Annotated in this window: 11 protein-coding genes and 1 pseudogene; 7 read left to right on the forward strand and 5 right to left on the reverse strand. The window is 70.4% G+C overall.

The window, feature by feature from the left end; translation table 11 throughout:
• Window positions 1-26: 26 nt before the first annotated feature.
• The 3 genes and pseudogenes from BBK14_RS38565 to BBK14_RS41475 all read right to left on the reverse strand — a co-directional run bounded on the left by BBK14_RS38565 (window position 27) and on the right by BBK14_RS41475 (window position 5,969).
• Window positions 27-188, reverse strand: a complete 162-nt coding sequence (locus tag BBK14_RS38565; protein ID WP_157904352.1) for a hypothetical protein — start codon at window positions 186-188, stop codon at window positions 27-29.
• Window positions 185-5,134 (reverse strand): annotated as a pseudogene (locus tag BBK14_RS28205) (diguanylate cyclase). Before BBK14_RS28205 ends, BBK14_RS38565 begins: the two are co-directional and overlap by 4 nt.
• A gap of 181 nt (window positions 5,135-5,315) precedes the next feature.
• Window positions 5,316-5,969 carry a TetR/AcrR family transcriptional regulator gene (locus BBK14_RS41475; protein ID WP_071066238.1) on the reverse strand — a complete coding sequence of 218 codons (654 nt, stop codon included), beginning with the start codon at window positions 5,967-5,969 and terminating at the stop codon, window positions 5,316-5,318.
• A gap of 68 nt (window positions 5,970-6,037) precedes the next feature.
• On the opposite strand from BBK14_RS41475, the gene BBK14_RS28215 reads away from it, so the two are divergent.
• The 6 genes from BBK14_RS28215 (at window position 6,038) to BBK14_RS28235 (ending at window position 10,323) form a co-directional block, all read left to right on the forward strand.
• The gene (locus BBK14_RS28215; RefSeq protein WP_071066239.1) at window positions 6,038-7,339 is read left to right on the forward strand and encodes an SRPBCC family protein; all 1,302 of its coding nucleotides are present in this window, start codon (window positions 6,038-6,040) and stop codon (window positions 7,337-7,339) included.
• Window positions 7,340-7,389: 50 nt separating this feature from the next.
• Window positions 7,390-7,533 (forward strand): hypothetical protein, encoded by a 144-nt coding sequence (locus BBK14_RS37410; protein WP_241831901.1) that lies wholly within the window; start codon window positions 7,390-7,392, stop codon window positions 7,531-7,533.
• 206 nt (window positions 7,534-7,739) lie between these two features.
• The gene (locus BBK14_RS28220; protein WP_071066240.1) at window positions 7,740-8,351 is read left to right on the forward strand and encodes a TetR family transcriptional regulator; all 612 of its coding nucleotides are present in this window, start codon (window positions 7,740-7,742) and stop codon (window positions 8,349-8,351) included.
• A 68-nt stretch (window positions 8,352-8,419) separates the two neighbouring features.
• Window positions 8,420-9,220, forward strand: coding sequence for an enoyl-CoA hydratase/isomerase family protein (locus tag BBK14_RS28225; protein ID WP_071066241.1), 801 nt, complete (start codon window positions 8,420-8,422; stop codon window positions 9,218-9,220).
• Window positions 9,221-9,487: 267 nt separating this feature from the next.
• A complete protein-coding gene (locus tag BBK14_RS28230; RefSeq protein ID WP_071066242.1) occupies window positions 9,488-9,850 on the forward strand; it encodes a hypothetical protein in 363 nt (120 codons plus the stop codon).
• A gap of 41 nt (window positions 9,851-9,891) precedes the next feature.
• Window positions 9,892-10,323, forward strand: coding sequence for a nuclear transport factor 2 family protein (locus tag BBK14_RS28235; protein ID WP_071066243.1), 432 nt, complete (start codon window positions 9,892-9,894; stop codon window positions 10,321-10,323).
• A gap of 212 nt (window positions 10,324-10,535) precedes the next feature.
• Here the strand turns inward: BBK14_RS28235 and BBK14_RS36035 are convergent, their stop codons facing one another.
• Window positions 10,536-10,781 (reverse strand): hypothetical protein, encoded by a 246-nt coding sequence (locus BBK14_RS36035; protein ID WP_020462096.1) that lies wholly within the window; start codon window positions 10,779-10,781, stop codon window positions 10,536-10,538.
• Window positions 10,782-10,952: 171 nt separating this feature from the next.
• On the opposite strand from BBK14_RS36035, the gene BBK14_RS28245 reads away from it, so the two are divergent.
• The gene (locus BBK14_RS28245) at window positions 10,953-11,630 is read left to right on the forward strand and encodes a uracil-DNA glycosylase (RefSeq protein ID WP_071066245.1); all 678 of its coding nucleotides are present in this window, start codon (window positions 10,953-10,955) and stop codon (window positions 11,628-11,630) included.
• Window positions 11,631-11,711: 81 nt separating this feature from the next.
• Here BBK14_RS28245 and BBK14_RS28250 read toward each other — a convergent pair.
• Window positions 11,712-12,086 (reverse strand): FCD domain-containing protein (locus tag BBK14_RS28250; RefSeq protein ID WP_116430165.1); only part of this gene is annotated, 375 nt, incomplete at its 5' end.

A 12,086-nucleotide genomic window follows, 5' to 3' on the forward strand; every position in this document is an offset into this window, starting at 1 on the left:
CACAAATCCGGTTAATACGACGGCGGTCACCTGGTGGTGGGCTCGAGTTCGCCCGAGGTCCGGATGTCCTCGGAGGTCTCCTCAGAGATCCGGGTGTCCTCCGAGATGCGGGAAGTCCGGGCGGCCCGGGAGGTCGAGAGGCCGTGGTTCGCGAGGAGGGCGGCGACGCCGGCCGCGGCGAGCGTCAACGCACTGCGGTCTCCACCTGGTTACGTCCACTGTGTTTCGCCCGGTACAACGCGGTGTMCGCGGCCTTGACAAAGGCGACCATGCCGTCGCCCGTCGCCGCGTCGGAGGCCGCGGCGGCGGCGGGGACTGTCGCGGTGACGCCGATGCTGACGGTGATGATGCGCTCGGCCGTCAGCGGGTGTGGTTCGGCCAGGTCCTCGACGGCACGGCACAGATGCCGGGCGACCTGGGCACCGGTGTCCAGGTCGGTGTCGGGCATCACGACGGTGAACTCCTCTCCCCCGTAGCGGGCGGCGAGCAGGGTGCCGCCGATGTTCCCCGCGAGGCATGCGGCGACCCGCTGCAGGCACCGGTCACCGGCGGCGTGCCCGAAATGGTCGTTGTAGAGCTTGAAGTGGTCGATGTCGACCATGGCGAGCGCAATCGGCCCGGCGTGCTGCCGGGCCCGTTCCCACTCGACGGCCAGTACCTCCTCAAGACGCCGCCGGTTGGCCAGCCCGGTGAGCGGGTCGGTGATCGAAAGCTGTTCGAGCTGGTGGTTCGCCGCGGCCAGCTGCCTGTTCGTCGCGGCCAGCTGCCTGGTTCGCTCGGCGACCTTGCGTTCCAGCGACGCGTAGATCAGGGCGTTGTCGAGCGAGACCGCGAGCTGCCCCGCGATGATCATCATGCCTTCGAGGCGTTCGGTGGAGAACGCGCCGCGGATCATCCGGTTCTCCAGCAGGAGCATCGCCCGCAGGCTGCCCCGGGTCATGACGGGGACGGCGAGCAGCGAGCAGCGGTTGAGTCCGGCGAAGTAGGGGTCGCGGTGAAAGCGGTCGTCCCGGGTGGCGTTGGCGACGACGACGGGTTCGTGGGTGCGGGTGGCGTAGCGGATGACCGAGACCGGCAGCAGGCGCCGCCGGCCGGCTTCCTGGAGCGATACGGTGCCGCCGGCTCCGGTGAGTACCAGCCATCGGTCCTGCTCCTTTTCTCGCAGCAGGAGGTGGACGCTGGTGGCGCCGGTCATCTCGGAGAGTATTCCCACTACTTTCGCCTGCAGGCCGTCCACGCTGGTCTCGGAGCTGAGCGCCTGGGATGCGGCGACCACGGCGAGCAGGTCGACAGTGCCGGTCGCCACGGTCGAGCGGCGCCCGGACTGCTCCGCCTGCGGGAGGACGATCGGACCCGCGGGCGCGGCCATCTCGGCGGTCCGCAGCGCCGGGTAGGCCCAGTCGAGTTGGCTGACCTTCGCCGTCGCGCCCCATTCCAGGTACTGGCCCCGGGCGGCCCGCAGGAACGCGAGGCCGGCCGCCTCCATGCTGTGTGACAGGTAGAAGCGTGCGGCGCGTTCCAGCGTGAACGCCCGGTGCCATGGGCGCATCCGGGCTGACGCCTCGCGCAGCGCCACGTCGAACGTGTATGCCGCCTCGTGGAAGTCCCCGACGGCCCACGCCCGTTCCGCCTCCACCAGGCGCAGCAGATGCAGGAAGTTGCTCGGTGCGTCCGCCGCGCGCGCGGCCAGCCACTCGATCAGTTCGTCGAGCTCCTCCAGCACCGCGTCACGCTGATCCTCTCCCGCGGCCCGCGCCCGTGCCGCCAGCGCCATCGCGAGCAGCACCCGCGCCACCGCCATGGGATAGCTCGTCCCGATCTCGGCCCCACAGGGCATCACGGCCGCGGCATGCCGCGCCGCATCGGCCGGTTGGTCGAGAACCGTCGCGGCCAGAGCCCGGGCCACATGCTGGTTGGCGAGGGAGAACGGGTCCGCCGGCAGCAGGCTCGGCTCGGCCGCGTCGCCACCGGCCGGCTCGACGGGTTCCCGTAGCATCCGCACCATCCGGCGGTAGGACCGGAAGGTTCCTTCGGCGTGCCCGTTCCGGTGCGCAGAGCGAAGGCGAGCGCCTCCTCGACCGCCGTGGCGAAGACGTCGAGCGACGGAGCGCAGTCCAACAGGTCGCACACCAGTGCGTAGTGGGTCCAGCACGCGTTCTGCAGGTCGCCGCCCCGTAGAAGGCCCTCCAGTGCGCGACGGCCGTCGGGGAGGTTGTCCTCCAGAGGCGTGAACCAGTGGCCACAGGTGATCACGTAGATGAAGAGCGCCTGCCACACGTCGGGCTCATAGTCGCGAGCCCGCGCGACCGCGAGGATCCGTCGCAGGATGCGTGGCCCGGTGTGGTAGTCACCCCTGCGCACGATGGTCACGATCGGGATGTGGCTGGCCGGGCCCACCAGGGTACGATCCGGGCCGTAGTGTCCCCACATCTGCAGAGTTCTGATGGCCAGCCAGGCCATCACCGTGTGGTCGCAGAAGAACGCCGCGACCATGACCCGGTTGACGAGCCTGATGGTGCGCAGGCGGGACTGGTCGGCGATCTCCGGCTTGCGCAGATCATCGGACTCGCCGGTGGTGTCGATCCACCGACGAAGTTCGTCGAGTCCGCGGTCGATCTCCTCGTCGAGCGCGTTCTCCTCCGGAACCGACATGCCGAGACGCCGCAGCTGGCCGAGGCCGAGCCGCATCGCCTCGCCGGCGCGGCCCCGGTTGGTGAGACTGTTGACCTGAACCATCGTGGCGGACGTGAGCTGGGTCGGCCGGGTGCACAACCGGTCGATGGTCCGGTAGGTGTCGTCCGCGTCGTCCAGCCGGCCGAGGCAGTACAGAGCGGCATGCCGGTCGGTGTGGACGGCGATCAACATGTCGGTGTCGGTCGGGTCGACAAGCCTGACCGCTGCGCTCAGCAACCTCTCCACCAGCGGATAGTTACTCAGTACTCTCGCTTCTTCGGTGGCGCGACGAAAGAGCGCGACCACGCTGCGCCGTTCGCCGGTGCTGCGCACCATGTCCACGACGTGCAGGTACTGCTCGGCAGCCACGGCGAAGAACTCCGGCCGGTCGGCCAGCCGCCGCGCCAGCCGCAGCCGGCGTGCGCGCTGCTCCCCCGCCGGGCTGCCCTCCAACACGGTCTCGCGCGTCCGGTCGTGGTTGAACCGGACACCGGGTCGCCCGTCGCACTGCAGCACCAGCAGGCCGTCGCTGAAGGCGGGCGCGAGCCGCCGCTCGACCTCGCCCTGCGGCAGGCCTGTCGCGGCCGCGAGAAGATCAAGATCTACCTGGCCCGCCAGGCTCGCCATCACCGCCAGCAGCTCGGCGCTCTCGGACGGCAGCGCGGACATCCGGGCGGCCAGGAGCGCGGTCACCTCCACCCGGTCGAGCCGGCGGCGCAGCACCTTCCCGTCCCATCGCCAGCCTCCCGCGCCCGGTGTCAGGACGCCCTCGCGCCGCAGCGAGTTGAGCAGCTCCACGACGTCGTACGGATTGCCGCCGGTGGAGGGCGTGATCGCCCGCGCCAGCCGGGCGGCGGGCTCCGGAGCCAGATGAAGCATGTCGGCGACCATGGCCGCCTGTCCCACGGGCGACAGGCTGCCCAGGCGCAGCTGGTGCGGGCCGTCCGTCTGGTCAGACCAGCGGGCCAGCATCGGGGCCAGCGGATGCGCGGCGTCGACGTCACCCTCGCGGTAGGCGGCGACCAGCAACAGCCCGGCGATCTGCTCCTCGCCGGTGAAGACCAGATCGACGAAGCCCAGGGGAGTGCGCCCGGCCCACTGCAGATCGTCGACGAAGAACACCACCGGCCGCGCCGGGGAGACCACCGCGCGCAGCACCTCGACCGGTGTGCGCGACAGCCGCGCCTGGGCGGTCATCGGATCGCCCGGCTCCGGCGAAACCTTCAGCAGCGCCGCCAGCTCCGGCACGGTGGCCGTCACCAGGCCGGCGTTGGGGCCCAGGCCCTGCAGCATCCGCTCCCGCACCTCGGCCAGGTAGTCCTCGGGCTCGGCCAGCAACAGCCGGCCCAACGCCCGCAGCCCCTGTCGGACTCCGTCATACTCCCGGTCGCGGCGGTACTGGTCGAACTTGCCCGCGACGAACCAGCCGTCGACGCCAGCCGCGATCGGCCGCAGCGCGTTGACCAGGGATGTCTTGCCCACACCCGGCGCGCCCGCGACGAGGACCCCGCGGGATTCTCCCGGTGACGGCCTCGGCGAACGCCGCGTCGAGCTGGTCGATGTCCCGGTCCCGCCCGCACAGCCGGGAGGGCGCCAGTGGCTGTGTCGGGAGATCGTGCTCGCCGGGGCGCACCGCCACCACGCCGCGGCGCACCGGCGCGAGGTCATGCGCCAGCCCCTCGGCGGTCTGGTAGCGATCATCAGGCTCCTTCTCCAGCAGATGCATGATGATCTCGGACAGTGCGGGGGGCACGGACGGCTCGACCGCCCCTGGCGGGTCCGGAACCCGAGCTAGATGATCATGAATCATCCTGATCGGGTCCTCCGTGCCGAACGGCGGCGCGCCGGTGGCCAGCTCGTACAGGCTGGCTCCCAGCGCGTACAGGTCGGCCCGCTGGTCGACCGGACGACCGGTCCGTCCGGTCTGCTCCGGTGCCAGGTACGGCACGGTCCCGACCGCGGCCCCGTGATGGGCGAACTCCGGCTGGACCACCGAGAAGGTCGTGGCGAGCGCGAAGTCGATCAGGTACGGCGCCCCGCTGTCCTCGCTCACCACGATGTTCGCCGGGCAGAGGTCCCGGTGCACCACCCCCCGGTGGTGCATCCCCGCGACCGCGTGCGCCAGCGACACGGCAAGATCGATCAGCTCGACCGGCTCCAGCGGGGTCTCCCGCCGGGACAGCGCCGTGCCGCCGACATCGGCCAGCAGGATCGATCCCGCGCGCTGCGCCGCCCCGGCGGCCAGGTGCACGACGCCCTCGACTCCCGCCAGCCGTTCGAGGATTTCGACCTCATGGCGCACCCGGCGCTGCGCGTCCGGGCCCAGCGGCTCCTTCCGGATCACACAACCGCTCGGCAGCACCAGCCGGCTGATCCGGGTCTGATCCGTCGCGTGCAGCACCACTTGTGACGCCGCTGCCATCGGAGGATCCCGGCCTGGGGTCATCTGTCTGGCCACCATGCCCGCACCCCCGTGCCACGCCACAAACAGTTCACTTCCCTAGCCTGCCCGCAATCATGGGCGAAGCAACGAGCCGCTGGCCCACGGCCGGCGGCCGTGGGGTGACCAGCCCTCCCCGGAAACGGGATCAGTCCCGCGGTGTCATCCCGGCGCTGTCGGAGAAGTGGCCGGGCAGGCCGCGTCAGCCGGGCAGGAGCAGCGACGCGAGGGTGTGCTCGACCCAGTGGGCGAAGGCACGGTCGTCGAGGCGGCGTTCCTCCAGCAGGAGCCAGGTGGTGTACCAGTTGAGAGTCGACCAGACGTCGCGGGCGGCGGTGTCGACGGTCAGCCCGGGCCGCAGCGGCCCCCGGGCCGCCACCGCGGCGACGAACGTCCGCATGTCGGCGCAGCGCCGTTCCTCCTGCTCCCGCCAACGCTTCCCGAGAGCCTCGTCGACCACGCTGGCCTGCATGAACGCCCGGCTGATCGCCGCCACACGGCGGGCTGGGCCGATACTCATCAGTCCGAACAGGCGTAGTTGTTCACGCTGGTCGGGCGCGTCCAGCGCCGCCCGGAAGCCGGTCTGCTCGGCGAGGGGAAGGTCCACGCGGTCGGCGTCCCCTCCCCCGGTCACCGCGCGTTCCAACGCCAGCTCCAGCAGGCGTGCCTTGCCCGCCAGTGCGTAGACCGACTCGACCGCGACGCCGGCCTCAGCCGCGATGGCGCGCATCGTGGTCCCGGCGTAGCCGCGCTCGCCGAAGAGCACGACCGCGGCGTCCAGGATCGCCGCGCGGGTGGCCTGGGCCTGGGCGGCCCGCAGCGGCGAGTGGTAGGCGCGGGTCGCCTTGCCGACCAATTTAACTCCAGCCCTACTGGGTCCAATACTGTCACGCTGCATCGATCATAGGGAAGGGAGCACCTCCGATGGCCAGCGCCACCGCCTACCTGCTGATTCACGAGGGCATCCGCGCGGAGACGCGCCGCCTGGCCGACTTCGCCGCGCAGCTGGCCGCCGGCCGCCGCTACGCCGGACCGGCCCAGCTCACCGCGCTGCGGACGCACCTCGACGAGGTCGTCAACGTGATCCATCACCACCATGTCGGCGAGGACACGCACCTGTGGCCGCTGCTGCGACGGTTCGCCGACCCCTTCGACCGCGTGGACGGGCTCGACGTCCTGGACGGGCTCGCCGGTGACCACGACGTACTGGACCCGCTGATGGAACGGGTCCGCACGGCACTCGCCCGGCTGGCAGCGACCGCCACCACCGGCGCGTCGGACGACACCTCCGACCGGGCCACAGCTGGGGGCCCGGCTGAGGGCTCGGCCGGTGCCGCCGCCGAGTTCGCCGCGGCCGCGACTGCACTGTTCACCCTGATGGACGAGCACCTTGCCGTCGAGGAGTCCGTCGTCGTGCCGATCCTGCGCGAGCGGGTACCGGACGACGAACTGGCCGCCATGGAGAAGCGGATGCAGCGCGGGAGCAAGATCCGGCTCGGCTTCGCACTGCCGTGGCTCGACGCGGCCGACCCGACCCGGATGGCCGAGACCGCCGCCCAGCTCGGGCCGGTGTTCCCAGTGCTGCTCGCCCTCACCCGCCGTGGCTACCACCGCCGTGTCCGCGCCGCCTACGGCGTCACCGCCGCGAGCCCAGGACCGGTCACCCTACGAGGACAGGCCGAGATCGTCATCGAGGCCACCCCGGAGCAGGTGTACGAGGCGATCGCGGACGTCATCCGGATGGCGCGCCACAGCCCGGAGTGCTACCGCTGCGCGTGGCTCGACGGCGCGGCCGCGCCGCTGCCGGGCGCCCGCTTCCGCGGCTGGAACCGTTTCCGGGGCGCCCGCTGGAGCCGGGAGTGCGAGATCGTCACCGCCGAGCCCGGCGTGGCCTTCGCCTACCGCACCGTGCGTACCGGCACCAGGCCGGACAGTACGCTGTGGCGCTTCGAGCTGACCCCGACCGCTGCCGGCACCCGGCTCCGCCAGACGTTCGAGCTCTCCGGCGCGGCGCCCGTCATGGTGTTCGAGCGGCTGAGCGGCCGCACCACCAGCACTCCGAAGGCGATGGCGCGCACGCTCGCCCGGCTGCGCAACGACATCCTCAGCAGGCCGGACATCGCAGGCGGGTACGACATCGCCGGTACAGGTGTCGTCGGTGAGCCGGGCCTCGCCCGCGGATCGGACATCGTCAACACATCCGCAACCGCCTCGGCGAGGAGCTGATCAGCGCGCGAAGCGGCGAGTGAAGCGCCCAGCACGGTCACCGTGGCCCGGTGCCCGATCGAGCCGCGGACATCCCGACACCAGCGGACGTTCCTCTGCGGGTCTTCCAGCGCTACGGAATCGACGTCGAGACCGCCCGCGGGCTCATCCAGGACCTGACGAAGATCGTCGATTCGCTCCAGCGCGGCGCCTGACCGCCACCGTTCACCGCCGTGCCGGCGACCGGGCCGAGCGAGCTCGGAACGGTTGCCCAGGCCACCGCCAGGGGCGAACACCTCACCCGAGCGTGCCGGCTCGGCGTATGTCCCGGGCCGCCCGTCGGACTCTGCGCCAAAAACTGCACTCAGTACCGATTTTGACATCGCCAAGCAGTTATGGTGCGGGGTACAGTGCAAAAGTGATGGCTGAGGCGTCTGGAGAGCTGGGGCTCCGCGAACGCACCCGGCGGGCCGTGCGGGCCGAACTGATGTCCGTGGCGATGGATCTGTTCGCCCGCAAGGGTTACGAAGCGACGACGATCGATGAGATCGCGGCCGCCGCCGGAATGTCCCGCAGCACCTTCTTCCGCTACTTCACTTCGAAGGAAGACGTCGTACTCGGCCACCTGAGCACCCTCGGCCGACTACTCGTCGACGCCCTGGCGAAACGGCCCGCGGATGAGGATGCCTGGACGGCACTGCGCCGGGCCTTCGACGTTCTCCTCGACTACCACGCAGGCGATCCACAGGGCACCCTCGGCCTGCGACTCATGATCGATGGTAGTCCCGAGCTGCGGGCCCGCAACCTGGAAAAGCAGTGCCGGTGGCACGACCCCCTCATCCCCCACATCGCCGACCGTCTTGGCCCCACTTCCACCGAGGCCGGTATCGACGCGCGCCCCGARGCGATCATCGGTGCCGCGCTGGCATGTCTGGAGGCAGCGAACAGGGCCTGGAGGGCAACCGATGGCCAGGCGCCCCTCGACAAGGTCCTCGACGACGTCATGCGCACCGTCCGCCCCGGAGCCTTCTGACTCGGCGCAGGTCGTCACGTACCGGTGGGAACGGCATATCCAGCCTCGATCACACGAAGGCGGTCATCGTGGAACCATCCGTGCTGCTGGAGCAGCGGGGCGCGGTGTCGATCGTGACGCTGCACCGGCCCGAACGCCGCAACGGCGTGACCGTTCAGATGTGCGAAGAGCTCTATGAAGCGCTGTCCCCCGTGCCCGCCAGTGATGCACGCGTCGTTGTGCTGCGTGGCGCGGGCAACGACTTCTCGGTCGGCGCTGATCTCACCAGCGGCCACTCGTCGGAACCGGTGACGCTGGAACGGCTCGGCGCCGTGTACCACGCGTCGACGTTGCTGCACACGATGCCGCAGCTGACGATCGCCGCGATCGACGGTGGCTGCGCGGGCGCGGCGATGGGATGGGCGTGCGCGTGCGACTTCCGGTTCGCGTCCGAACGCGCCAGGTTCGCGACCGGTTTCCTGAAAGTCGGTGTGTCCGGGGACATGGGTCTCGTCTGGTCGCTTGCGCGGCTCGTCGGCGCGGCCCGTGCTCGCGAGCTGCTGTTCTTTCCGGAGAAGGTGACGGCGCAGGACGCGCTCGCCTTCGGCCTCGTCACCCGACTGTTCCCGGCCGACACGCTGCACGACGAGGTGCTCGCGCTGGCCGACGAGCTCGCGGGCCACCATCCGTTCCCGCTGCGGATGATGAAGGCCAACGTGCTGTCTGCCGAGCGGATGGACATGGCGGAGTACATCGAGGTCGAGTCGGCGCGCCATCTGCACGTCACGGCGAGCCCGTCGTTGCTGCCGGCACGATCATCTCAGTCGGGAACCGGAACCCGGCGAACTCCGACTCAGGCGACGGCGGACGGGCCGCGACGCGACTCGTGATCCGATCCTGACTGGCCCGGCCCCAGATGACGACCCCTCGCTCACCGGGAGCGCGGACGTGGCCATCGAGTCGAACCCGGCACCCCGCACTGCCACGGTACCCCGAACCGCAGCTGGCGCTTGATGTCCAGGGTGGTACTGAGTGCCGTTCCAGGCGTAGGGTCCTGGTGCCACCGCGAGGTCACGGCGGAGGCGGCCCGGGTGTCCCACGCCTCGTGCCGCCGAGAACACCGGCGAGTTTCGGCTCCGGAGCAAGGGAGCGCAGGCATGGGTCGTGCGATTGTTTTCAACGGTGACCGGACCTGGGAGGAACGCGACCTGCCGGTGCCCGATTCTCAGCCGGGTGGCGCGGTGCTGCGGGTGGAGGCGACGGGCTTGTGCCACGGCGACAAGGACGAGCCGGTGAACGGTCTGGACAGCAACTCGATCCTGTTCCGGGGGATCACCATCGGTCCCGGGGCTGGACTCGACGCGGCCCGCGCGGTCGCTCTCATCAACGACGGCCAGGTGCCGACCACTGCGCTGGCCGGCGAGACCTTCCCGCTCGATCGCTTCGAAGACGCCTTCGCGCTGCTGGATCGCCGTGTCCCCGGCCGTGACGCGGTGCGGGTGTCGCTGCACGTCTCGTGAACAGTTCGCCAGTGAAAGCCGGCAGTGAGAGGAAGTCCCTGATGGACCTGCAGACGTTATCCGACAAGATCGAGATCAACGAGGTTCTTACCCGGTACGCCCGAAGCTGCGACTCGAAGGACTGGGATCTTTTCCGGACGCTGTTCACCCCTGACGCGTTCCTCGACTACAGCTCGGTGACGTCGGCGGTCGGCTCGCGTGACGAGGTCGCCGCCTGGCTCGAGGCGGGGCTGGGCAAGGTGCCGTGGACGCAGCACTTCATCAGCAACGTGGAGATCGACCTCGACGGCGACAGGGCGAAGGTCCGGGCGATGTTCTACAACCCGATGCTGCTGCCGGGGATGACCGAGCTGAGCTACTGCGGCGGCTACTACCACCACGACATGGTGCGCACCCCACAGGGATGGAAAAGCGAGCGGCTCGTCGAGGAGAACCTGTGGTTCGTGAACCATCCAGGGGCACCCACACCCTGACGACACCAGGGCTGATCGGGTTGATCCGTCCGCCGCGCTCACCCCACGCCCCGGCGGCCGCCTGCACGCGCAGCACATTGGCCCGCTTCGCGAGCGCGTAGGCCGCGCCCGGCCCGTCGATCACGTCAGGTGGATCTGGTCGCCCACCGGTCAGTGTTCGCCTACCGGGGTCGCTTCCCCGCGGCGGCCGCTACCGGTGTGCCGACCACTGGTCAGCGGGCGGACATCGAGGCTCGACGGGCTCGCCAGGACAGCAGCGACCAGCGAGAGGCGGCACTCAGCGCCGAGCCGACACTGGCGAAGGACCCCACGCTGAGGATGGACGCGGCCGACCCGATCGACCCGATCGACAGCACGGAACCGACCGAGCCGATGGAGAGCACCGACCCCTGCGACCACAGGCACAGGACGGAATCCTGCGAGCCGATCGACCACCGTGAGCCAGAGCTGGGACGCATGTCCACATCATTCCAGCAGGGCTCTGATGTCTGACTCGGCTCACGTTGATCGGCTCGTTCGTATCGTCGACGACCTGCAGCCGGCTACCAGCGTCAGGACTTCCCCGTATCCCTGTGGGCCGACGGCAGGCCCCGCGGCTGTTCACAGAACCCCCGGTAGGGTGATCAGCCATGCCGGCACAACCCCTGCGGGACATCCTCGAGCCGGGCTGGGCGAAGGCCCTCGAGCCCATGGCCGATCGCATCGCCGCCATGGGTGACTTCCTGCGCGCGGAGATCGCGGCGGGACGCAGCTACCTACCGGCGGGCCAGCACGTGCTGCGAGCCTTCCAGCAACCCTTCGACGACGTCCGCGTACTCATCGTCGGCCAGGATCCCTACCCGACCCCGGGCATGGCCATCGGGTACAGCTTCGCGGTCGCGCCMGAGGTACGCCGGCTCCCGGGCAGCCTGGAGAACATCTTCCAGGAGCTGTGCGCGGATCTCAACGTGCCCAGGCCCACGAACGGCGACCTCACACCGTGGACCCGCCAAGGGGTACTGCTGCTGAACAGGGTGCTCACCACGGCACCGCGCCAGCCCGGCGCACACCGAGGCAAGGGCTGGGAGGAAGTCACCGAGCAGGCGATCCGCGCCCTGGCCGCCCGCGGCACCCCGCTGGTCGCGATCCTCTGGGGCGCCGACGCACGCAGCCTGCGCCCCTTCCTCTCCCCCACCCCGACAATCGAGTCCGCCCACCCGTCGCCCCGCTCCGCGGACCGCGGCTTCTTCGGCTCCCGACCGTTCAGCCGCGCCAACAACCACCTCCTCGAACAAGGCGCCCAACCCGTCGACTGGCACCTTCCCTGACATTCCCCGCCCGGCGCCGAAGACCGGACACCACACAGCCACGTCACGCCGTACCGCGTCATGCCACGACACAGCCTGGCTTCAGGGCGCGTCCGGGGGGGCCGTCCAGTAGCCGCGGGTCCGCAGGTGCTCTATGGTCACGGCGGCGCAGGAGCGCACGTGCTCCTCGCTCGTCCGCGCCGCCGTCGCGACGTCGCCCGCCCGGATCTCGGCCAGCAACAGCTCGCGGTACCGGGCCTCGTTGTCCACCCAGGCCGGGGAGTCGTAGTAGAAGCTGCCCTGGAGCACGCCGCCGAGGAACTCCAGGATCGTGTCGAGCCGCGGTGACTTTCCGGCGGTGGCGATGATCTGGAAGAACCGCCGGTCGAGGCTCCTGCGGCGGGCCTCGTCCTCGGTCGTGGCGATCTCACGGTGCAGCCGGGCCAGTTCCTCGGTCTCCAGCGGCGTGAGCTTGCG

This window comes from Parafrankia soli, assembly GCF_001854695.1.
Classification (GTDB): Bacteria; Actinomycetota; Actinomycetes; order Frankiales; family Frankiaceae; genus Parafrankia; species Parafrankia soli.